At 74.9% G+C, this 21612-nt stretch carries 24 protein-coding genes; 7 read left to right on the plus strand and 17 right to left on the minus strand.

Annotation, left to right across the window (positions count from 1 at the left end; all coding sequences use genetic code 11):
* Entirely contained in the window at positions 1–1590 is a 1590-nt protein-coding gene (locus ACLQ22_RS19070) for a phospholipase D-like domain-containing protein (RefSeq protein ID WP_425693496.1), read from the minus strand.
* Positions 1591–1731: 141 nt separating this feature from the next.
* On the opposite strand from ACLQ22_RS19070, the gene ACLQ22_RS19075 reads away from it, so the two are divergent.
* Positions 1732–1860 carry a hypothetical protein gene (locus tag ACLQ22_RS19075; RefSeq protein ID WP_255421004.1) on the plus strand — a complete coding sequence of 43 codons (129 nt, stop codon included), beginning with the start codon at positions 1732–1734 and terminating at the stop codon, positions 1858–1860.
* 68 nt (positions 1861–1928) lie between these two features.
* Here ACLQ22_RS19075 and ACLQ22_RS19080 read toward each other — a convergent pair whose 3' ends face one another.
* The 5 genes from ACLQ22_RS19080 to ACLQ22_RS19100 form a co-directional block, all read right to left on the minus strand.
* Entirely contained in the window at positions 1929–2915 is a 987-nt protein-coding gene (locus tag ACLQ22_RS19080; RefSeq protein ID WP_121395500.1) for a pirin family protein, read from the minus strand.
* 10 nt (positions 2916–2925) lie between these two features.
* The gene (locus ACLQ22_RS19085) at positions 2926–3408 is read right to left on the minus strand and encodes a MarR family winged helix-turn-helix transcriptional regulator (protein ID WP_425693497.1); all 483 of its coding nucleotides are present in this window, start codon (positions 3406–3408) and stop codon (positions 2926–2928) included.
* A gap of 287 nt (positions 3409–3695) precedes the next feature.
* The gene (locus tag ACLQ22_RS19090; RefSeq protein ID WP_425693498.1) at positions 3696–4280 is read right to left on the minus strand and encodes a general stress protein; all 585 of its coding nucleotides are present in this window, start codon (positions 4278–4280) and stop codon (positions 3696–3698) included.
* Positions 4281–4443: 163 nt separating this feature from the next.
* Positions 4444–5253: a helix-turn-helix domain-containing protein gene (locus ACLQ22_RS19095; RefSeq protein WP_425693499.1), complete on the minus strand. Its 810-nt coding sequence runs from the start codon at positions 5251–5253 to the stop codon at positions 4444–4446.
* A gap of 76 nt (positions 5254–5329) precedes the next feature.
* Positions 5330–6709 (minus strand): glycoside hydrolase family 6 protein, encoded by a 1380-nt coding sequence (locus ACLQ22_RS19100; protein ID WP_425693500.1) that lies wholly within the window; start codon positions 6707–6709, stop codon positions 5330–5332.
* Positions 6710–6869: 160 nt separating this feature from the next.
* Between ACLQ22_RS19100 and ACLQ22_RS19105 the strand changes: the two genes are divergently transcribed.
* Entirely contained in the window at positions 6870–7385 is a 516-nt protein-coding gene (locus ACLQ22_RS19105; RefSeq protein ID WP_425693501.1) for a metallophosphoesterase family protein, read from the plus strand.
* Here ACLQ22_RS19105 and ACLQ22_RS19110 read toward each other — a convergent pair.
* Complete coding sequence (locus ACLQ22_RS19110; RefSeq protein WP_121398895.1) at positions 7379–7594, minus strand: DUF3072 domain-containing protein; 216 nt, start codon at positions 7592–7594, stop codon at positions 7379–7381. The genes ACLQ22_RS19105 and ACLQ22_RS19110 overlap by 7 nt on opposite strands.
* 165 nt (positions 7595–7759) lie before the next feature.
* Here ACLQ22_RS19110 and ACLQ22_RS19115 point away from each other — a divergent pair, with 165 nt between their 5' ends.
* Entirely contained in the window at positions 7760–8701 is a 942-nt protein-coding gene (locus ACLQ22_RS19115) for an NAD(P)/FAD-dependent oxidoreductase (protein ID WP_425693569.1), read from the plus strand.
* A 34-nt stretch (positions 8702–8735) separates the two neighbouring features.
* Here ACLQ22_RS19115 and ACLQ22_RS19120 read toward each other — a convergent pair whose 3' ends face one another.
* The 3 genes from ACLQ22_RS19120 to ACLQ22_RS19130 form a co-directional block, all read right to left on the minus strand.
* Positions 8736–10025 (minus strand): cation:proton antiporter, encoded by a 1290-nt coding sequence (locus tag ACLQ22_RS19120; protein WP_425693502.1) that lies wholly within the window; start codon positions 10023–10025, stop codon positions 8736–8738.
* Positions 10026–10130: 105 nt separating this feature from the next.
* Positions 10131–10808 carry an HAD family hydrolase gene (locus ACLQ22_RS19125; RefSeq protein ID WP_425693503.1) on the minus strand — a complete coding sequence of 226 codons (678 nt, stop codon included), beginning with the start codon at positions 10806–10808 and terminating at the stop codon, positions 10131–10133.
* Positions 10809–10849: 41 nt separating this feature from the next.
* A complete protein-coding gene (locus ACLQ22_RS19130; protein ID WP_425693504.1) occupies positions 10850–12976 on the minus strand; it encodes a SpoIIE family protein phosphatase in 2127 nt (708 codons plus the stop codon).
* Positions 12977–13165: 189 nt separating this feature from the next.
* Here ACLQ22_RS19130 and ACLQ22_RS19135 point away from each other — a divergent pair, with 189 nt between their 5' ends.
* On the plus strand, positions 13166–14032 hold the full coding sequence (locus tag ACLQ22_RS19135; protein ID WP_425693505.1) for a mechanosensitive ion channel family protein: 867 nt from the start codon (positions 13166–13168) through the stop codon (positions 14030–14032).
* 122 nt (positions 14033–14154) lie between these two features.
* On the opposite strand, the gene ACLQ22_RS19140 is transcribed toward ACLQ22_RS19135, so the two are convergent.
* Entirely contained in the window at positions 14155–14532 is a 378-nt protein-coding gene (locus tag ACLQ22_RS19140) for a DUF6401 family natural product biosynthesis protein (RefSeq protein WP_425693506.1), read from the minus strand.
* 162 nt (positions 14533–14694) lie between these two features.
* Between ACLQ22_RS19140 and ACLQ22_RS19145 the strand changes: the two genes are divergently transcribed.
* Complete coding sequence (locus ACLQ22_RS19145) at positions 14695–15144, plus strand: hypothetical protein (RefSeq protein WP_425693507.1); 450 nt, start codon at positions 14695–14697, stop codon at positions 15142–15144.
* Positions 15145–15246: 102 nt separating this feature from the next.
* Here the strand turns inward: ACLQ22_RS19145 and ACLQ22_RS19150 are convergent, their stop codons facing one another.
* The gene (locus tag ACLQ22_RS19150) at positions 15247–16842 is read right to left on the minus strand and encodes an ABC transporter ATP-binding protein (protein ID WP_425693508.1); all 1596 of its coding nucleotides are present in this window, start codon (positions 16840–16842) and stop codon (positions 15247–15249) included.
* Positions 16843–16948: 106 nt separating this feature from the next.
* On the opposite strand from ACLQ22_RS19150, the gene ACLQ22_RS19155 reads away from it, so the two are divergent.
* Positions 16949–17512 (plus strand): TetR/AcrR family transcriptional regulator, encoded by a 564-nt coding sequence (locus ACLQ22_RS19155; protein WP_425693509.1) that lies wholly within the window; start codon positions 16949–16951, stop codon positions 17510–17512.
* 41 nt (positions 17513–17553) lie between these two features.
* On the opposite strand, the gene ACLQ22_RS19160 is transcribed toward ACLQ22_RS19155, so the two are convergent.
* Complete coding sequence (locus ACLQ22_RS19160; RefSeq protein WP_121395475.1) at positions 17554–17766, minus strand: hypothetical protein; 213 nt, start codon at positions 17764–17766, stop codon at positions 17554–17556.
* Positions 17767–17920: 154 nt separating this feature from the next.
* Here ACLQ22_RS19160 and ACLQ22_RS19165 point away from each other — a divergent pair, with 154 nt between their 5' ends.
* Positions 17921–19129, plus strand: coding sequence for an MFS transporter (locus ACLQ22_RS19165; RefSeq protein WP_425693510.1), 1209 nt, complete (start codon positions 17921–17923; stop codon positions 19127–19129).
* A gap of 129 nt (positions 19130–19258) precedes the next feature.
* Here ACLQ22_RS19165 and ACLQ22_RS19170 read toward each other — a convergent pair whose 3' ends face one another.
* From ACLQ22_RS19170 to ACLQ22_RS19185, 4 genes are all read right to left on the minus strand, one after another.
* Positions 19259–19519, minus strand: coding sequence for a hypothetical protein (locus ACLQ22_RS19170; RefSeq protein ID WP_121395471.1), 261 nt, complete (start codon positions 19517–19519; stop codon positions 19259–19261).
* A gap of 94 nt (positions 19520–19613) precedes the next feature.
* Entirely contained in the window at positions 19614–20075 is a 462-nt protein-coding gene (locus ACLQ22_RS19175) for an SRPBCC family protein (protein WP_425693511.1), read from the minus strand.
* A gap of 52 nt (positions 20076–20127) precedes the next feature.
* Positions 20128–20544, minus strand: a complete 417-nt coding sequence (locus ACLQ22_RS19180) for a DUF2795 domain-containing protein (RefSeq protein ID WP_132235968.1) — start codon at positions 20542–20544, stop codon at positions 20128–20130.
* Between the two features lie 72 nt (positions 20545–20616).
* Complete coding sequence (locus tag ACLQ22_RS19185; protein ID WP_425693512.1) at positions 20617–21597, minus strand: YihY/virulence factor BrkB family protein; 981 nt, start codon at positions 21595–21597, stop codon at positions 20617–20619.
* Positions 21598–21612 lie beyond the last annotated feature (15 nt).

Genomic DNA, 21612 nt, shown 5'->3' on the forward strand with positions numbered 1-21612 from the left:
TCACCAGGTGCCCGCCCGGCGGGCCCGCAGCGGCCGGCCGTCCGGGTCGTAGACCAGCCGGTACGCCGGCAGCGCCCAGGCCCGGGTGTACCAGGGCAGCCGTTCCGCCCGGTGCGGCAGCAGCCGGCCCGGCGGCCGGGGGCCGGCCTGCCCGGCGTCGTACCACCGTTGCAGCGCGTCGGCGGCGGCGGTGACCGCCGCCACGGCGTCGGCCGGGTCGATCAGGTCGGCGTCCTCGCCGCCGTCGGGGTCGCGGTCCAGGTGCTCGCGCCACAGCCGTAGCCGCAGCTCGCGGGCGAAGACCCGGGCGCCGTCGCCGAGGCCGGCCGGGTCGGTCGGCGCCCGGTCGTCGCGGGTGTCGTCGAGCACCGCGCAGGACAGCTCGCTGTCGTGCGTCCAGGACCGGCGGTTGAAGTTGTCGCTGCCCACGCTGGCCCACACGTCATCGACCACACACACCTTGGCGTGCACGTACACCGGATCGCCGGCGTGATTCTCCACGTCGAAGACGTGCACCCGCTCCGGGGCCGCCCGCTCGCAGAGCGACAGCGCCTGCTCGCGGCCGACCGTGTTGGGCGGCAGCGCCAGCCGGCCGTCCACGTCCGGGAACCGGGGGACCACGGCGACCAGGTGCAGGTCGGGATTGTCCCGCAGCGCCCGGGCGAACAGGTCGGCCACCTCGGTGGACCACAGGTACTGGTCCTCCAGGTAGACCAGCCGCCGGGCCCGCCGGACCGCCTTGGTGTAGCCGCGGGCCACCGTGCGCTCGCCGTCGGGGGCGAAGGAGTAGCGGGGCCGGACCGCCGGGTAGGTGCGCAGCACCTGGACGTGGTGCGGGCCGCAGGGCGGCGGGTCGGCCGGCTGCGGCGGCAGCGGGTCGGGCCGCAGGTCCGCGCCGCGCAGCCGGTCCCGCAGGTAGGCGAGGGGGTTCTCCGAGTCCAGCGGCATCGGGTCGGTCCACCGCTCCCGGAAGGTGGTGTCCAGCGCGCCCACCACCGGCCCCCGCACCGCGAGCTGCACGTCGTGCCAGGGCGGGTGGTCGCCGTAGCGGGCGGACATCTGCACCGCCTGCGGGTCGCCCCGGTGCGCGGCGTCGTCGCGCCGGCTGTGGCACAGGTCGATCCCCCCGGCGAAGGCGACGTCGCGTTCCGGCGCCCGGGGGTGGCGCAGCACCACCAGCTTCTGGTGATGCGAGCCGCCCCGGCGGACCCGCTGGTCGAGCAGCACCTCACCGCCGGCGGCGGAGACCGTCTCGCTCAGGGTGCGGTTCTCCGCCTCGCTGTAGGCCAGGACGTCGAGGTGGGAGCGCCAGATGAGGCCCTTGACCACCACGCCCCGCTGCGCGGCGCGCGCGAAGAGCTGCGCCACGGTCGGCCCGTCCGGGCGCAACCGCTGGTCCGGGTCGCCGCGCCAGTCGGTGAAGAAGAGGTGGTCGCCGGCCTCCAGCGCCTCCACCTCGTCGACCAGCCGGTCGAAGTACGCGGCACCGTGAATTAACGGCTCGGCGAGGTTTCCGCTGCTCCAGACGGGTAACTCTGACACCGGGTTGGCGCGTTCGGCTGCGCTCAGGAACCAGTTGCGCGGTGCCACCGTTCCAGCCCCCCGAGGTCGACAACGTCCTCACGGTAGGACCCAGGTCGCGGGTCCGCATCCCGGCCGGCACTCCGGTGACCGGTCGGGCGACCCCCGACCCCCGCCCGATCACGACGCGAACACCGAGGAGGCAACACCATGCCCGGCGAGACGACGAACCCCGTGACCGAGTACCGCGAGCCGGCGGTCGAAAGCGAGCGGGGTGCGCTGGTGACGGTGTTGCTCATGGTGATCCTGGGAGTCGCGGGCATCTTCGCCGTCTCCTGACGCCACGTCCCGACGCGCCGATGGGCGCCACCCGGCCGTGCCGGGGGCGCCCACCGCCGCGCCTGGGCTCAGGGCCTGGGTGCCGGGCCGTCGGTGTGCGGCAGCCGCTCGGCGGGGACGACACCGAGCCGGCCGGCCTTGAAGTCCTCGAACGCCTGGAGCAGCTCGTCGCGGGTGTTCATGACGAACGGGCCGTAGTGCGCCACCGGCTCCCGGATCGGCTCGCCGCCCATGATGTAGAGGTCCAGCGTCGGGGTGTGGCCGTCCTGGCTGGCGTCCGCGGCGAAGGTCAGCGCGTCACCCGGGCCGTGCACGGCGAGCTGGCCCGTGTGCACCGGCCGCCCGTCGGTGCCCACCGTGCCCCGCCCACCCAGCACGTAGACCAGAGCGTTGAAGTCCGGCCGCCACGGCAGGTCGACGCGGGCGCCCGGCTGCACGGTCACGTGGGTGATGGTGATCGGGGTGTGGGTGGAGCCCGGCCCCCGGTGCCCGGCGATCTCGCCGGCGATCACCCGGATCAGCGCGCCCCCGTCGGGCGTGGTCAGCAGGGCCGCCTCCCGGCCGCGGATGTCCTGGTAGCGGGGCGGGTTCATCTTGGCGGCCCGGGGCAGGTTGACCCAGAGCTGGGTGCCGTGGAACAGCCCGCCGCTGACGACGAGGTGCTCCGGCGGCGCCTCGATGTGCAGCAGCCCGCTCGCGGCCGTCATCCACTGGGTGTCGCCGTTGGTGATCGTGCCGCCGCCGCCCTGCGAGTCCTGGTGGTCCATGATCCCGTCGATCATGTACGTCACCGTCTCGAAGCCGCGGTGCGGATGCCAGGCTGTGCCCTTCGGCTCGCCCGGGGCGTAGTCCACCTCGCCCATCTGGTCCAGGTGGATGAACGGGTCCAGCTCGGCCACCGGCACGCCGGCGAACGCCCGGCGGACCGGGAAGCCCTCGCCCTCGTAGCCGCTGGGCGCGGTGGTCAGCCGGCGGACCGGCCGGAACGCGGTGGACTCGTCGAGCCTGGGCAGGCGGGGCAGGACGAGCACGTTGTCGACGGTGATGGCGGGCATCGGGGGCTCCTCAGCTGTGCGGGTGGGCGGTCGACGCGTCGCGGTCCGCGCGCAGGCGCCGGCCGAGTCGCTCGAAGATCCGGGTGAGGCAGGCGACCTCGGCGTCGTCGAGGTCGTCCATCAGGTGGGCGCGCACCGACCGCAGGTGGTGCGGGGCGGCCTCGCGCAGGGCCAGCAGCCCGGCGGCGGTGAGCACGGCCTCGCTGCCGCGGCGGTCGTCGGGACAGGACTCCCGGGCGACCAGGCCGCGCCGCTGCATGGCGGTGATCTGGTACGTCAGCCGGCTCGGCGAGAAGACCAGGCGGCTCGCCAGCTCGCCCATCCGCAGCCGCTGGCCCGGCACCTCGGAGAGCAGGACGAGCACGTGGTAGTCGGCGAAGCTGAGCGCGCTGTCGGCGCGCAGGTCGTCCTCCAACCGCGTGAAGAGCCGCTGGCTGGCCTCGATGTAGGCGCGCCAGGCGGCGAGTCGGGCACTGTCCAGGCTCTCGGTCACGCCACGACAGTAGCACTCTTTCAAAATTTAACTAGTCCCCCGTGAGGGCGCTCACCTCCGCAGCGATTACGCCGTTCGGTTTTGAAGGACGCTGCCCGGAGCCCGGAGCCCGGAGCCCGGAGCCCGGACCCCGGAGCCCGGAGCCCCGGAGCCCGGAGCCCGGAGCCCGGAGCCCGGAGCCCGGAGCCCGGCGCGGCGCGGCGCGGGGGCCCGCCGGGGCGGGCCCGCCCGTGCCCGACGACGAGCCCCGGGCGGGCGCGACCGGCGGACGCCCCCGCGCGGGGGCCTCAGCGGGTGGGCGGCGCGGCCGCCACGTGCATCCGACCGAGCAGCTGACGGGCCTGCTCGGCGTACTGCGCGTCGACGATCACCGCGTACTGGCCGGCGCGCAGCGAGCTGGCCGAGGTGAAGTCGCGCCGCCCGCCGGTCATCGCGTGCGCGACCGCGCCGAACACCGCTCCCCAGATCGCGCCGACGACCAGCCCGACCAGGATCACCGCGATCCAGTTGCCGGCGGTGAAGATGCCGAACAGCAACCCGATGAAGAGTCCGAACCAGGCACCCGTGCCGGCGCCCGCCAGGGCCGCCCGCCCCGTCGTCATCCGTCCGAGCACGGTCTCGACCAGGGTGAGGTTCGTGCCGACGATGGCGCTGTGTTCGACCGGGAACCGGTTGTCCGCCAGGTAGTCGACGACCCGCTGGGCGGACGGATAGTCCGGGTACGACCCGATCGTCACGGTGGGCGGACCGGTCTCCGGGCCGTGGCCGTCGTGGCCGGGGGCCGTCGGCCGGCCGGCGGGACCGGACGGGAGGGTGTCGCCGCCCGGCATCCCGGGCCGCCATGCCGAGGTGGGGCTCGACGGGTTGGTCATGGGCTCCTCCTTCGTCGACCGCCCGCGTTCCCACCGCCGCCGAGGGGTAACGCCACCACCGGAGCGGATGCCGGCTCCGGGGCCGGCGCGAGGCATACGAGGCGGCCGGCGGCGAGGGGCGCGACGGCAGGCGGAGGCGCTCGGCGTCCGGTTCGCGCCGCGCTCAGCGGGCGGCGGCGCGCAGATACGCGGCGGTGGCCTCGTCGGCGGGGAAGAAGGACTCGATGGAGAGCTCCTCGACCGTCACGTCCAGCGGGGTGCCGAAGGTCGAGATGGTGCTGAGGAAGGCCAGCTCACCGCCCGGGTGACGCAGTCGCAGGGGCACGACCACGTCCCCGGCGCGGGGCAGGCCCGCGTCCGGGTCGGCCGGCCCGCCCGGGTAGCCGCGCAGCTCGTCGTGCAGCGCGCCCAGTTCGGGATCGTCGGTCAGCCCCAGGTGCCGGCGCAGCCGCGCGAGCAGGTGGGCCCGCCACTCGGGGAGGTTGGCGATCCGGGGCGCCATGCCCTCGGGGTGCAGCGTCAGCCGCAGCGCGTTGGCCGGCGGCCGGAGCAGGTGCGCGGCGACACCCTCCGTGAGCAGCGGCAGGGCGGCGTTGCCGGCGACCAGGTTCCAGCGCCGGTCCACCGCGACGGCCGGGTACGGCTCGTGCGCCCGCAGGACCCGGCGTACCGCGTCGAGGACCCGGCGCAGCTCGGGCGAGTCCAGCGGGGCGTGGGAGTAGACCGGGGCGTACCCGGCGGCCAGCAGCAGCCGGTTGCGGTCGCGCAGCGGCACGTCGAGATGCTCGGCCAACCGCAGGACCATCTCCCGGCTCGGCGCGGAACGCCCCGTCTCCACGAAGCTGAGGTGCCGGGTGGAGATCTCCGCCCCGACCGCGAGGGCGAGCTGGCTGAGCCCGCGCCGCCTGCGCCACTGCCGCAGCAGCGCCCCGACCGGTGCCCGCCGCTCCTCCACCGCCACGGCCGCGCCCACGCGCCGATCCTAGCCGCGCCGCGCCGGACGGCCGCGTGCCTCGCCCGCCCCGTCCGGGGCGGGCGAGGCACGGCGGTCAGGAGCAGGCGGTGCCGTTGAGGGTGAACCCGGTCGGGGTGGGCAGGGCGCCGCCCGGCCAGGTGCCCTGGAAGCCGACCGAGACCGTGCCGCCCGTGGGCAGGCCGGCGTTCCACGTGGCGTTGCGGACGGTGATCCGCTCGCCCGACTGGGTCCAGTCGCCGTTCCAGCCGTTGGTCAGCCGGACCCCGGCGCCGGGGGCGAACGTGACGGTCCAGCCGGTCAGCGCGGCGCCGTGGTTGGTCACCCGCAGCTCGGCGGTGAAGCCGCCGGACCACGAGTTCGGGGTGTACGACACCGTGCAGCCGCCGGTCGGCGGGGGAGTGGTCGGCGGAGGCGTCGTGGGCGGGGCGGTGGTCGGTGGGGCGGTGGTCGGGGGCGTCGTCGTGGGCGGGGCGGTGGTGGGTGCCGGGCCGGCGGCCACGGCCAGGTCGTACGCCCGCTGCGGCACGAACTGCCCGGCCGGCGCGATGCAGCCGTCGGCCTCGCCGGGCAGCTTTACCCACAGGTACGCGTCGATCGCCGGGTCGCCGGTGGCGGTGGTGCTCGGGGTGCCGATCGCCCGCCCGGCCGGGTCGCACCACTCGGAGCCGGCCGGCCCGTTGCCGTTGCGGCTGGTGTCGACGACCGCCTTGAGCCGCGACACCCCGGTCGCCGCGATCACGGCCTTGGCGTAGGCGACCTCGTCGGCGGTGCGCCGGTAGTTGGAGACGTTGAGCGAGATGCCGTCCGCGCTGTTGGCGATGTCGGCGCCGAGCAGCCGGGAGGCGGCCTCGCCGGGGGAGAGCCACGCCGAGTGCCCGGTGTCGAAGTAGACCTTCGCGGCGGCCGAGCCCGCCTTGAGCTTCTTGCCGGCGTACGCCATGGAGGCCTTCGTCTCGGCCTGCTGGGCCGCGTTCTGGCAGCTGGTCATCAGCGGCAGCACGTCGGGTTCCAGGACGATGGTCGCCGGCCGCCCGGCCAGACCGGCGGCGACCTGGTCGACCCACTGCCGGTAGGTGGCGTGGTCGGGCGCGCCGCCGCCGCTCGCCCCGCTGCAGTCCCGGTTCGGGATGTTGTAGACGACCAGGATCGGCACCCTGCCGGCGGCCGCCGCCGCGCCGACCAGGGCGTCGACCTCGGAGCGTACGGTCGAGGTGTTGGTCCGGGTGAACCACCGGCCCTGGGGGACGTTCGCGATCCGGTCGGAGATCACGGCGGCCCGGGGGTCGCCGGGGTTCGCGGCGACCCAGGCGGCGGCGGCCGTCGCCGGGTCGACGTAGAACGCCGAGTCGGCGGCGACCGCGGCGGGAGCTCGGACGATGCCGACGGCGACGGTGGCGGCGACGGTGAGCGCCGCCGCGGCGCTCAGCGCGGCGAGTGCGGGTCTGCTTCTCACGGGATCTCCCATCCATCGAGGAGCACCGCTGGAAGCGCTCCCATGCATCGCCGTCAAACTACGTGTTGATTGCGCCGATGTGAAGAGTCCGCGTCGCGGCCGGCGACTTTCCGGCCCGTCGTGCCGACCGCGGGACGCGGTCCGCGGGGAGAATGGCGGGATGCGCCTGGTGATCACCGCCGACACCCACGTGCCGAAGCGGGCCGGGGACCTGCCGGAGCCGCTCTGGGCGGCGGTCGACGCCGCCGACGTCGTGCTGCACGCCGGGGACTGGGTCGACGAGTCGCTGCTGGACGCCCTGGCCGCCCGGGCCCGCCGCCTCGTCGGGGTGTACGGCAACAACGACGGGCCGGCGCTGCGCGCCCGGCTGCCGGAGGTCGCCCGGGTGGACCTCGACGGGCTGCGGGTCGCCGTCGTGCACGAGACCGGCCCGAAGACCGGGCGGGAGAGCCGCTGCGCGGCCCGCTTCCCCGACACCGACGTGCTGGTCTTCGGCCACTCGCACATCCCCTGGGACACGGTCGCCCCGGGCGGGCTGCGGCTGCTCAACCCGGGCTCGCCCACCGACCGGCGGGCCCAGCCCCACGCCACGTACCTGACGGCGCGGGTGGCGGCGGGACGGCTCGACGAGGTCGAGCTGCACCGCCTGCCACCGCGCCGCCCGTCCGGTCACTGACCGCGGCCGGTCTCCTCCTGGAGCTGGTCGATCCGCTTGGAGGCCTCGGCCTTGGTCAGGCCCTCCGGCGGCTCCTCACCGGCCTCCCTGGCCAGGGTCGCCAGGTAGGACTCCTGGGCGGCGGTCGGCGGCTCCTCGCCGGTGACCCACTCGTCCGGGTCCTTGATGGCGCCCTGCGGGTTGGGCTGGCTGCTGGTGCGGTCCGTCATGGTCTCCACCTTCCTTCGAACAGACGTGCCAATACCCCGTGCGGCACCGATCCATGCGGCTCCCCGCCGCGTCGTACGCCCCGGAGGCGCCCGGTGTGTCTCCGGCCGCCCGGGCGACGCGGGCGCGCTTACGATCACCGGATGACTGCGGCGGAGCGGGCGGGCGTGGTGGTGGTCGGCGCGGGCATCGCCGGAGTGGCGTGCGCGACGGAACTGGCCCGCGCCGGCATCCCCGTGGAGATCCGCGAGCGCGCCCGGGTGACCGGCGGCCGGATGGCCAGCCGCCGCTTCGACGGCCGGCCGGCCGACACCGGCGCCGCGTACTTCACGGTCAGCGATCCGGGCTTCGCCGAGGTCGCCGAGGGGTGGCGGTCGGCCGGCCTGGCCCGCGAGTGGACCGACACCTTCGTCGCGTACGGCGCCGACGGGCGGCGTGAGGTGCCCGGCCCGATGCGCTGGGCGGCGACCCGGGGGCTGCGCTCGCTGGTGGAGCACCTGGCCCGGGAGCTGCCGGTGACCGTGAACCGGCTCGTGCTCGGCGTCGAGCCGGGGCCGGTGGTGGACGGGCGGCCCTGCGAGGCGGTGGCGCTCGCCATGCCGGGGCCGCAGGCGGCCCTGCTGCTCGACCCGGCCCTGGCCGCCGCCACCCGGGCCACGCAGGACCAACGCTGGTCGCCGTCGCTGGCCGGGGTGCTGCGTTTCCCGGCCCGCCGGTGGACGACCTTCCGGGGCGCCTTCGTCAACGACCACCCGCTGCTGAACCTCGTCTGCGACGACGGCGACCGCCGCGGCGACGACGCGCCGGTGCTGGTCGCCCACACCACGCCCGAGTTCGCCGCCGGCCACCTCGCCCAGCCCACCGGGGCCGGCCCGGCGATCGAGGAGGCCGTCCGGGACCTGCTGGGGCTGCCCGAAGCGGCGGAGCACGTGCACGTGCACCGCTGGACGTACGCGAAGCCGACCGCCGGCCCCGGCGGGACGTACCACCTCGACGCCGACGGCGTCGGGCTGGCCGGGGACGCCTTCGGCAAGCCCAGGGTGCAGAGCGCCTGGCTCTCCGGCCGCGACCTCGGCCGCGCCCTCGTCACCCGCCTGGGCGGACGGTGAGGAAAGGGCCCCTCCGCCAAGGCGGGCCGGGCGGTCAACCCCCGGCGGTGACGGGCTCGCCGGCGCGGCGGCGTTCGGACGGGTCGGAGGTGCGTTCCCCCGCCCGGTCCAGCAACTGCATCACCGGGGTCGCCGCGATGCCGTGCACCACCACCGAGACGATCACCACGAGGCCGACGGTCGCCCAGATCAGGTCCGCCTGGGGGAAGTCGGTCTTCGCGGTCGCGTACGCGATGTAGAAGAACGAGCCGACGCCCCGGATGCCGAACAGGGCGATCACCCAGTGCTCGGCCGGGCGGCCGGGCGCCCCCCGCAGCGACAGCCAGCCGAGCAGCGGGCGGACCACGAAGACCAGCGCCAGCCCGACCGCGGCGGCCGGCCAGGTCAGCGGGCCCAGCAGGCCACCCACCACCGCGCCGCCGAAGAGCAGCAGCAACAGCACGGTGAGCAGCCGCTCGACCTGCTCGGCGAAGCCGTGCAGCACGGAGTGGAACTCGTGGGTGCGTTCGGCGGCCCGGATCGCCCGCGCGGCCACGAAGACCGCCAGGAAGCCGTACCCGCTCACGACCTCCACCAGCCCGTACGCCAGGAAGGTCGCGGCCAGCGCGAGGAAGCCCTCCGAGTGCCGGGCCAGCCGCAGCTTGCTCGGGGCCCGGAAGAAGAGCTTGCCGAGCAGCCAGCCGACCAGCCACCCGCCCGCTACCCCGGCCGCGACCTTCCAGAGCACGTCCACGCCGAGCCAGTGGCCCAGCCAGTCGCCGGGGGCGAGGCTGGTGGTGGCGATGGCGATGGCCGCGTACACGAAGGGGAAGGCCAGCCCGTCGTTCAGCCCGGCCTCGGAGGTGAGGGCGAAGCGGACCTCGTCCTCGGAGTCCTCGACGTCGGTGGGCTCGCCGACCTGCACGTCGGCGGCGAGCACCGGATCGGTCGGGGCGAGGGCCGCCCCCAGCAGCAGCGCGGCGGCCGGCACCAGCCCGGCCCACCACCAGCCGAGCAGCGCCACCGCCGCGATGCACAGCGGCATGGCGATGGCCAGCAGCCGCCAGGTCGACGACCAGCGGGCCCAGCTCAACGGCCGGTCGATCTTCAGTCCGGCACCCATCAGCGCGACGATGACGCCGATCTCGGTGAGATGGGTGGCGATCTCCGGGTGCGCGAGCGGGTCAGGGTCCGGCAGCCCGACGGGGAGGAGGAAGACCACCATGCCTAGCCCCAGGAAGGCGATCGGCATGGACAGTGGCCGACGTTCGAGCACACGGGGCAGGATCCCCGCCAGCAGCGCGCCCAGACCGACCACCGCGAACGCCACGTCTACCGGCTCCACGACCCCACCTCTCCGCCTCGCCCACGGCGTGCGGGCAGGTGGTGCAAGTCCTTGCCCCCGGAAGACTCCTCGTATTCCTGTTCGGAGCGACGGAGCCGGCGCCGGTCACCTCGCCCTGGTGACCGGCGAGTCGTCGAGGGCGGCGAGCAGCGCGGCGGGGTCCTCGTAGACGGCCACCGCACCGGCCCCGGCCAGCTCGCCGCGGCTGGTGCCGCCGCAGGTCAGGCCGACGCAGGGGATGTCCAGCTCGCCGGCGGCGGCGACGTCCCACACCGAGTCGCCGACGAAGACCACGCGCTCGGCGGCGAGCCCGGACTGCTCCAGCGCGGCGACCAGGATGTCCGGCGCCGGCTTGCTCTCCTTCGCGTCCGCCGAGCAGGTGACGGTGTGCACCACGTCGTCGGCGGCCAACGCCCGGCGCAGCGCGGCCACCTCGTGCTCGGCGGCGGAGGTGGCCAGCACCACCCGCAGCCCCCGCTCCGCGCAGGCCCGCAGCAGGTCGGCGGCGCGGGGCAGCGGGACGAGACGCTCCCAGTACTCGGCGAAGAGGGTGTCGTGGGCGTCGCGCAGCTTCTGGTCCGCGCTGCGTTCGCGCTCCGGGCCGAGCAGGTGGTCGAGCAGCTTGTCCGAGCCCATCCCGATGGCGCGGTGGATCGTCGCCATGGGCACGGGCCGGTCGGTCTGGCGCAGCGCCTCCCACCAGCTCACGGTGTGCAGGTAGGTGGTGTCGACCAGGGTGCCGTCCACGTCGAAGAGGACACCGGCGGGCTTGTCGGTGGGCATACGGTCCTCCTACCCCGTCCGGGCCGGGCTGACGCCACGGCTCACCCGGGCGGGATCAGGATCTCGAACCAGACCGTCGAGCCGCGTACGGTCGGGTCCGTCCCCCAGGCGTCGCTCAGCTCCTCGATCAGCCCCAGCCCCCGACCCCGGCTGCTGAGCGTGTCGGTCTGCGCGCGGGTCACCGTGCCCCGGGTGCCCGAGTCGGCGACCGACACCAGCAGCCGCTCCGGGCTGAGGTCGATCTCCACCCGGGCGGCGGTGCCCGCGTGCAGCAGGGCGTTGGTGGTCAGCTCGCTGGTGCAGAGCACCGCCGCGCCGATGATCGACTCGGGCACCTGCCACTCCGTGAGCTGCGCGGTCATCCAGTGCCGTACCCGGCTCGGCGCGGTCGGCTCGGCCGGCACCTCCATGCTCGTCGACCGGGACGGCCGCAGCGCGTGCTCCACTGCCAGCACCGCGACGTCGTCCTCGGTGGCGCCGGACACCGCCGCGGTGGCCACCGCGCACAGCGCGCGGGGGTCGCCGCTGCCCGCGCCGGCCACGGCGACGGCCAGGGCGTCCAGGCCGGTCGTCAGGTCCTGCCAGCGCCGCTCCACCACACCGTCGCTGAACAGCAGCAGCGTGTCGCCGGGGGCGAAGGGCACCGTGACGGTGGGCGGCCGGCAGCCCAGGCCCAGCGGGGCGCCCGCGGGCACGTCCAGGTATTCCGCGACCGGGACGCCGTCCGGGGCGCACCGGCGGACCAGCGGGGCGGGGTGACCCGCGCTGGCCAGGGTGAGCCGCTGCCGGTCGGCGTCGACGACGCCGAAGACCACCGTCACGAAGAGCTCGTGCGTGTCGCCCTCGGCGCCCAGGCTGGTGACCAGCCGGTCGAGCCCGGCCAGCACGGCGTCCGGGCGGGGGTCGGTCAACGCCAGCGCCCGCAGCGCCGCGCGGACCTGACCCATCCGGGCCGCGGCCTGCACGTCGTGGCCGGCGACGTCGCCGAGCACGATCCCCAGGCCGCCGTCGGGCAACAGGAAGGCGTCGTAGAAGTCCCCGCCGGCGGCGTTGCCGTCGACGCCCGGGTCGTAGCGGGCGGCGATCCGCATCCGGGGCAGGTCGGGCAGGTGCTCCGGCAGCATGCTGCGTTGCAGCAGCTGGGCCGTGCCGTGCTGGGTCTCGAACCGGCGGGCCCGTTCGGCGGCCTGACCCACCAGCTCGGCCGAGGCGGCCAGCAGCGCGCGCCGGGCGGCCGACCAGACGTGCGGGACCTGGTAGCCGACCGTCAGCCCGCCGCGCACCACCGAGGCCCGCAGCGGCACCGCCGCGAGCGAGCGGACCTTCTGGTCGTGCCGGTCCACCGCGATCTCCCGCAGCGGCTGGCCGTCGTCGACGAAGTGCGGCACGCCGCTGCGGGCGGCGGTCACCACCGGCCCCAGCCACTCCGGCGGGACGCGCCGCCACAGCGGGGGGAGGCGCTCGTCGGCCTCGTCCATCAGCTCGCCGCGGATGCGCCGGACCATCCGCCAGCCGCCGCCGCCCTCGTCGACGGCGAACGAGACCCGGTCGGCGTCGAACGCGGTGATCGCGTAGCGCAGCGCGACCCGGGCCACGTCGTCCAGGGTGAGGGTGCCGGCGAGCGCCGCGGCGAAGTCGCTGAGGCTCTGCAACTGTTGGGTGACCTGGGTGGTCTCCGCGGCCACGGTCAGCACGCCGACGATCCGCCCGGCGCTGTCGCGCACGGGGGAGTAGCCCCGGGTGAAGACCGACTGCTCGACCAGGCCGGGACGGCGGTGCAGCGGGAGGGTGGTCTCCTTCTCCAGGAACGGCTCCCCGGAGCGGTAGGTGTGCGCGATGGCGTCGCCGACGCCGGGCAGCGGCCAGGACTCCGCGAACACCTGGGCCGCCGGCCGGCCCACCGCGTCGGGGTGCCGGTCGCCGATCAGCTCGGCGTACGCGTCGTTGTAGACGAGCAGGTGCTCGTCGCCCAGGGTGAGGGCCATCGGTACGGGCGAGGCGAGGAGCAGTTCGGTGGCGGCCCGGACCGCCGGATCCCACGTCCGCCACGGGCCGAGCGGGGTGCCACCCCAGTCGTGGCGCGGGACGGTGGCCGCCATGCCCGACACGGAGGGTGTTCCCGAGACCGGGGCTGGTGGGTTCGGGACCCGTCCGACCGTACCTGGCATGAGCGCAGCCTAGCCGGAGGGTCCGTCGGCTGTTTCCGATCATGCCCAGCGCGTCGCCGGGGCCGCACGTCCGGGCAGGTCAGGGCCCTTCTGCGGTGACATGTCGGGAAAAACTCGGGGACCGGGACGGCGTGCAGCGTCGGTGACCGGGTAAGCGCGCGGCGCAGTCCATGCGACAGGAGGGACATCATGCCGGAAAGCCTCGCGGTCAGGCAGGTCGACATCGGCGACGCCGTGGCCGACATGTGGAGGTCGGTGCTGCTGTTCATACCGCGGGCCATCGCGTTCATCGCGATCCTCGTGGTCGGATGGCTCATCGCCAGAGCCGTGCTCAAGATCGTGGACGCGGCGCTGGAACGGGTCGGTTTCGACAGGGCGGTGGAACGGGGCGGCATCAGGCGCGCGCTGGAACGCACGAAGTACGACGCCAGTGACATCCTGGCGAAGCTGGCGTACTACGCCGTGCTGCTGTTCACCCTGCAGTTCGCCTTCGGGGTGTGGGGACCCAACGCGATCAGTGACCTGATCAGCGGCGTGGTGGCCTGGCTGCCACGCGCCTTCGTGGCGATCGTCATCGTGGTCGTGGCCGCCGCGATCGCCAACGCAGTCCGGGACCTGGTCACCGGGGCGCTGGGCGGGCTCGCGTACGGCAAGGTCCTGGCCGACCTGGTGGCGGTCTTCATCCTCGCGCTGGGTGTGATCGCCGCGCTGAACCAGGTGGGCATCGCCACCACGGTGACCACGCCGGTGCTGATCGCGGTGCTCGCGACCGTGGCCGGCATCCTGATCATCGGCGTCGGCGGCGGTCTGGTGCGGCCGATGCAGAACCGCTGGGAAGGCTGGCTGAACCGGATGGCCGAGGAGTCGCGGGCGGTGCAGGAGCACCGCCGGGCCCGGGAGGCCGGTCAGACCGACGTCGGCCGGCAGATGGCCGACCGGACGGCGGCCGAGCGCACCGAGGTCATGCCCCGCGGGCAGGAGTCCGCGACGGCTGGCGGGCGCGGCACGTACCAGTCGGGGAACGTGGGCGACGAGACCCAGCAGTTCCGCCGTTGACCGGGCGGTGAGCGGGACGGGGAGGGGTGTCCGCGGACGTGCGGGCGCCCCTCCGGCGTGTCCGGCCGGGGTCGGGGCCGCCCGGCCGGTGGCGGTCGGCGCGACCGCCCGGTGCGTCGGTTTCAGACCAGGGGGAGCGGAGCGGTCGCCGGGGCCCCGAGCGTGCGGGTCAGCGCGCAGACCGCGAGCAGCCGGGTGAGCAGCCAGTCCGGCGCGGACCAGTCCACCGGCGCCGCCGGCGGCTGCCAGCCGTGCTCCAGCGCGGCGGCGCGGACGCCCTCCGCGTAGCCGGCGAGCGCGGCGGCGCTCAGCGGCCGGCGGTCGCCGTCCAGGCTCTCCCGCACCGCCGCGGCGTGCTGGTCGACCAGGGCGAGCAGGCCCGGACGCGCGGCGGCGGCGGCCAGCCCTTCGGCGCCGACCGAGGCGGACAGGAGGGCGAGGGTGGCTCGCGCCGAACTGGCGGCGGTACGGGCCTCGACCCGGGTGAACGGCACACGCATGGTGACCGAGGCTATCCGGCCGTGACCAGGGCCGACCTCGGCCGGTCGGCGGGTTTTTGACCCTCCCCCGAACGGTCAGCGGGCGGCGCGGGGATTGACCCGACTCGGGTGGGGCAGGAGGAGAACCGCCCGGACGGGCACAGCCGAAACCTGGAGGAACGGATGGGACGACACGAGGACGGGCCGGACGAGCGGCACCGCAGGCCCGCCGGGATCAGCGACGAGACGGTGGCGGCGCTGGGCAAGCTGAGCGAGGCGCTGGAGTGCGTCGAGCGGGTCCGCGGTCACCTCTACTCCCTGCACCAGCTGGTGGGGCACGCCGACCTGATGCTCGACGACGCCGTGGAGATGTTCCGCGCCGCCGGGCACGACCGGATCGCCGACCGCATCGACACCGACCTGCTGGGCCGCAACGTCATCGCCGGACGGTGGACGTTCCAGATCGTCGAGGACTTCGACGACAACTACTACGCCCTCTTCCGCGACCTGGACCGGGCCGCCCGGGAGGAGCTGGTCGGCGGTCGCCGGCACCTCTACGAGGCGGAGATGAAGGAGCGGCGGCGCAGCCGGGGCCGACCCGGGCACGAGGCGCGCCCCGACGGCGAGGGCTAGCCGGCGGGCGCCCCACCGCGTACGGGTCGGGCGGGCCGCCGCGACGGCGCATGGTCAGCGCGTCGCGACGGCGTCTGTCGGCCCGCCGCGACGGCGTGCGGGTCAGCGCGCCCCGACCGGGCGCTCCTCGGCCGCGATGCGCAGCGCCTCGACCAGGCGGCGGTAGAGGTCGTCGCCGGCCAGCAGCTCGGAGTGGGTGCCCTGGGCCCGGATCCGGCCGTGCTCCATCACCACGATCCGGTCGGCGTCGAGCACCGTGGAGAGCCGGTGCGCGATGGTCAGCACGGCGCCGACCGCCGCGCGCTGCCGGACGCACTCCTGCAACGCCGCCTCGGTCAGCCCGTCGACCTGGGCGGTCGCCTCGTCGAGCAACAGCACGTCGGGGGTACGCAGCATGGCCCGGGCCAGGGCGATGCGCTGGCGCTGCCCGCCGGAGACCTCCGTCGACGACAGCGACGTGTCCAGACCGTCCGGCAACGAGTCGATCTTGTCGTCGAGCCGGACGGCGCGCAGCACCGCCCGGATCTCCTCCTCCGTGGCGTCGGGGTGGGTGAACCGCAGGTTGTCGCGGATGGTGCCGGGCACCACCGGCGTCTCCTGCTCGACGTACGCCAGCCGGGCCCGCACCTGGTCGTGCCCGTGGGCCGCGTACGGGCGGCCGTCGAGCAGCAGTTGCCCCCGCTCGGGCTCGAGGAAGCGCAGGATCAGCGAGAAGATCGTGGTCTTGCCGGCTCCCGAGGGCCCCACGATCGCGGTGTGCCCCCGCCGGGGCACGGCCAGGTCGATGTCCCGCACCGCCGGGGGCGCCTCCGGCCCGTACCGGGCGGTGACCCCGCGCAACACGAGCACCGGCTGCTCCGCGTCGGGCGTCGGCGCGCGGTCCGCCGGGGCGGGTGCCGGGCCCGCCGGCTCGGTCGCGATCGTCTCGACCTCACGGATCCGTCCCGCCGCCGCGACCCCCGCCTGCAACGCCGTGGTGTTCTGGGTCAGCTCGGTGATCGGCCCCATCAGCTGGAACGTGTACAGCAGGAAGGCGATCAGGCTGGAGATCTCCAGCAGGTCGTGCTGGGCCCGCCAGGCGCCGATGCCCAGGATCGTGATCACCGCGAGCTGGATCCCCGTCCAGGCGATCGTCCAGACCGAGGCGGTCACCCGCGCGGCCCGTACGCTGTGCGCCGCCGCCTGCCGGGCGTCGGCGACGATCCGCTCCGTCAACCGGGCCTCGGCCCGGCTGGCCTTGACCGTACGGATCGCGCGCAGCGCCCCCTCCAGCGCGCCGCCCAGCGCGCCCGTCGACTCCTGCGCGGCGGCCTGCGCCTTGGCGATGCGGGGCATCAGCGCGCCCATGATCGCCGCGACGACCAGCACGGCGGCCAGGGTGCAGCCGAGCAGGAAGGGGTCGAGCACCCCCATCAGCGCGAGCGTGCCGACCAGGGCGATGCCGGCGTTGACGAGGCCGACGATGCTGCCGGACGCCTCGCGCAGCAGTTGGGTGTCGGAGGTGGCCCGGGTGACCAGTTCGCCGGTGGGCCGCCGTCGCAGGTCGTCGACGCGGGCCCGGAAGTAGTGCCGGACGATCGCGGTCCGCGCGTCGAGCACGACGTGCTCGGCGAGCGCCCCGAGCAGCCGCCACTGCCACAGCGAGACGGCCGCGCCGACGACGACGAGCGCCAGCAGGGCGCCGATCGGACGGGCCATCGCCGGGGGAGCGCCGGACCGGAAGAAGTCATGCCCTGAATGGAACAACGGTGTTCCAGTATGGTCAATCAATATTCCGAAACGAGGTGTTGCTATCCTCGCCGACGTGACCGACCAGCAGGTGTCCGGCAGTCGCGCCCGGACCCGCCAGGCCATCGTCGACGCGGCGATCGAGGTGTGGGGGCGCAATCCCGCCGCCTCCCTGGGCGACATCGCCGCCGCCGCCGACGTGGGGCGTACGACGCTGCACCGCTACTTCGCGGAGCGTGCCGACCTGTTCGGGGCGGTCGGCGTCGAGGCCAAGGCCCGGCTCGACCGGGCGACCGCCCAGGCACGGATGGCCGAGGGCACCGGTGCGTCGGCCGTACGCCGGCTCTGCCAGGAGTACTTCGACCTCGGCAGCCTGCTCTCGCTGATCTTCACCGAGCCGGAGACCGGTGCCGGTTCCGTCGACGGCGGATGCGACCCCGACTTCGTCGCGATGGTCGAACGCGGTCGACGCGACGGCACCATCGACCCGGAGCTGCCGGAGGGGTGGGTGCAGAGCCTGATCTGGTCCCAGTTGTACGCCGGTTGGGCCTACCTGGCCGAGACCGGTGCCTCCCGGCACGAGGTGCTGCGCCTGATCCTGCGTACCGTCGACGGCGCGATCGCGGTCAAGCCGGACTGAGCCGGCCGGCGCGGCGGGCTGCCGTCGCGCCGGCCGCCGCGTCAGTCCGTGGAGCGGGCGTCCGCCGGGCGGCGCCGGGCCGCGTCGTCGGCGATGATCACGGTCGCCACCATCAGCGCGACGCAGAGGCTGAACAACCAGGAGTCGTCCGAGACCAGCTTGGCGGAGACGGGAGCCTGGAGCGCGGCGAGGAGAAAGCCGAGCCATGCCAGGCGGCGCTGACGCGTGGAGAGGATGCCGGAGCCCTGATGCATCCCGAAAGTCTTGCGCGCGACCCGGGGCTTGCCGTCAGCCGAACGGCCGATTCTGGATGAGCTGTCCGTTTCCTCGACCGTCCGGATTGTAATCCTCGTCCCAGTGGGGGAGGCCGCGCGGCGTCGCCGCCGGCGGGGGGCAGGATGGTCCTCCGTGTCCACCGTCCGGCCCCGCGCCTCGCTGCTCCTGCTGGCCTACCTCGCCTTCGTCAGCCTCGGCCTGCCCGACGGCCTGATCGGGGTGGGCTGGCCCTCGATCCGGGCCGACTTCGGCGTGCCCACCGAGGCCGTCGGCCTCGTGCTCACCGCGGGCACCGCCGGCTACCTGACCTCCAGCGTGCTGGCCGGCTTCACGCTGGCCCGGCTCGGCGTCGGCTGGCTGCTCGCCGGCAGCACGCTGCTGGCCAGCCTCGCGCTCACCGGTTACGCGCTGACTCCGGGGCTCGTGCTGATGGTGGGCTGCGCGCTGGTGCTCGGCCTGGGCTCCGGCGCGATCGACTCCGGCCTGAACGCGTACGCGGCCGGCGCCTTCGGCCCCCGGCACATGAACTGGATGCACGCGTTCTTCGGCCTCGGTGTGGCGCTCGGGCCGTTGATCATGACCGGTGCGCTCAGCGTCGGGCTCTCCTGGCGCTGGGGCTACGGCCTGGTGGCGGGGGCCCAGCTCGCGCTGGCCGCCGCGTTCGCGCTGACCGTGCGGGCCTGGCGGGACCGCGCCCCGGCCCGCGAGCCCGCCGGGTCCGCCGCCGGGGAGGCGGCCGTCGCCCCGCCGACCGTCACCCGGGTACGCGAGACGCTGCGCCTGCCGGCGGTCTGGCTCGGCGCGTCGGCCTTCGCCGTCTACGTGGCCATCGAGGTGGCCGCCGGCCTCTGGGCGTTCCTGCTGCTGACCGAGGGACGGGGCCTCGGCGCGGCCGTCGCCGGCGTCTGCGTCTCGGGCTACTGGGGGAGCCTGTTCGTCGGGCGCGTGGTGCAGGGCGTGGTGGCCGAACGGCTGGGCGCGGCGGTGGTGCTGCGGGGCAGCCTGGTCGGGATGGCGGTCGGCGCGGTCCTGGTCGCGCTGCCCGCACCGGCCTGGGTCGCCGTGGCCGGGCTGTTCGTCGTCGGCTTCGCCGCCGCCCCGGTCTTCCCGCTGCTCACCCTCACCACCGCCGAGCGGGTCGGTGCGGCGCACGCGGACCGGACCATCGGGCTCCAGATCGCCGCGGCCGGGCTGGGCGGCGCGCTGGTGCCCGCCGGCATCGGGGTGCTGCTCGGCAACACGTCGGTCGAGCTGCTCGGGCCGGCGCTCGTCGTGCTCGCGCTGGGCCTGATCGCCCTGCACGCGGCCAGCACCCGCCGGCCGGCCCCGACGCCCCGCTGAGCGGCCCGGCACGTCGTCGCGGCGGGCCGGCTTCTCAGCGCCCGGGCTGCCGCCGGGCGGCCCGGACTCGTGGCGTCGAGCGGCGCGGCGGGCGGACCCCGATCGGGCCCGCCCGCCGCGCCGTGCGGTTCACATGTTGTCCGGTCCGGTCCGGCCGGTCGTCGACGGCCGGTACGCGCGGTCCGGGTCGGTCGGCTCCCGGCCCGCACCGGCGGCCTGACCGCCCCGGTCCACCGCCTCCGGGCCGTGCCCGAAGGCCGCCTCCTCGCCGGCGTCGTTCCCCGTCACGTCGTCGGCCTGGCCGTCCAGGGTCGATCGCGCCACGGCCCGGTCCAGTTCCCGCAGGGGGGTCCGTTCCTCGTCCCGCCACACCTTGTCGTCGTCCGTCATACCTGTCGCGGTACCCCGGCCCGGTGCCCGCAAACGACGATGGCCGCCGGGGCGACCGGCGACCATCGGACGTTCGTGCCCGGGGGGCGGGGGATCAGGGCTGCGGGCGGTCGACCTTGCCCCGCCAGGCGCCGGTCTCCTGACCGCGCCGCTCGATGAACTGCTTGAACCGCTCCAGGTCGCCCTTCGCGCGCCGGTCGATGATGCCGAGCTTGTCGCCGGCCTGCTCGACCACGCCGTGCGGTTCGAACTCGAGCTGGAGCGTGACCCGGGTGGTGTCCGGGTCCAGCCGGTGGAAGGTCACCACGCCAGCCTGCTGGGTGCCGCCCGTGGAGCGCCAGGCGACCCGCTCGTCCGGGAGCTGCTCGGTGATCTCGGCGTCGAACTCCCGCTTCACCCCGGCGATCTCGACCGTCCAGTGGGTCATCGTGTCCGTCAGCTGCCGGACCTCCTGGACCCCCTCCATGAAGTGCGGGAAGTCCTCGAACTGGGTCCACTGGTCGTACGCGGTGCGCACCGGGACGGAGACGTCCACGTGTTCGGTAACGCCACTCATAAGGCATCCTCCTTCGTCCGCCGGTGACGGGCCGGATCGTGCGGGGATCCGGTCACCAGCGCGTCGTCTCGTTCTTGTGGCCGAGCGCCGCCCACACCTCGGAGATCGTCTGGTAGCGGGTGCCCTCGGGCAGCCGCTCCAGTTCGGCGACGATGTCCGCCGGCGCCTCGTTGTCCCGCGCGTTGGCGATCAGCGTCTCCCGGTCACCGGGGAGGGCGGCCATCGTGATGAACCGGCCGAGCCGGCTGCGTCGCTCGACGTCCTCGGAGCTCATCCCCTTGGGCGCGCCCGTACGCAGTTCGCCGGCCGGGGCCGTGGTCGGCTCCGGCTGGTCCTCGCCCGCCGGCTCCGGCACACGGGACTCGTCGACCCGCGAGCCGCCGGTCCCCGGCCCCTGCACGAGGCCGCTGACCTCCCGGCTCATCTGCTCGTCGACCCTCGGTCCGTGCTTGCTGCTGCCACGTTCCATGCCTTCTGCGCTACCCGGTGGCACCGGCGGTAAACGGGCGGGCCGGCGGCGCGCCCGGTAAACCCGCGCGGGTCACGTGGTGGCCGGCGCCTTCGGGGGCAGGACCGGCTCGTCGGCGTCCGGCTCGCCGGCCTGGAGCACCCGGCCGCGCTGGAGCTCCGCGTTGATCTGCACGCCGAGCATCAGCGCCGAGTTGGACAGGTAGAGCCAGACCAGGAACGCGATCACCGCCCCGAGGCTGCCGTAGGTGGCGTCGTACGAGCCGAAGTTGGCCACGTAGAGGCCGAAGCCGAAGGAGGCGAGGGCCCAGGCGAGCAGGGCGACCGCGCCGCCCGGGGTGAGCCAGCGGAACCGCGGCTGCCGGACGTTCGGCGCGATCCAGAACAGCAGGCTCAGCAGCACCATCATGATCAGCGCGAGCACGGGCCACTTGGCGACGCTCCACACCGTACGCGCCAGCCCGCCGGCGTTGACCAGGTCGCCCACCGCGTCGGTGACCGGCCCGCTGACGATCAGCCCGGTGGCGACGACCGCCAGCAGCACCAGCGAGATCGCCGCCAGGCCGATCTGCATGGGCCGCAACTTCCAGACCGGCCGACCCTCCTCGACCCCGTAGACGGCGTTGGAGGCCCGGGTGAACGCCCCGATGAAGCCGGAGGCCGACCAGAGCGCACCGAGCAGACCGAAGCTCAGCAGCACGCTGGCCGAGTCGTTCTGGTCGACCACGCCCCGGACCACGCCGACGAAGCCCTCGTTGGCCACCACCGAGCCGGCGCCCATGTCCCGGGCCAGGTCCAGCACGGTGTCGACGGTTTGCTCGCCGTTGGACACCAGCCCGACCAGGGCGACCACCACGATCGTGGACGGGAAGAGCGCGAGCACCCCGTAGTAGGTCAGCGCGGCGGCCCAGTCCGCGCAGTTGTCCTTGACGAAGTTGCGCACGCTGCGCACCAGCACCCCGCGCCAGGTCGGCCAGCTCAGCTGCCGTACCCGGCGGGGGATCCGGGGTCGCCGCTGGCCGGTGAGCACCGCGCCGGGTTCCGTCGTCGTCATGCCCACTCCCTGTGC

This window comes from Micromonospora sp. DT178 (assembly GCF_049841695.1).
In the GTDB taxonomy this organism is placed as follows: domain Bacteria; phylum Actinomycetota; class Actinomycetes; order Mycobacteriales; family Micromonosporaceae; genus Micromonospora.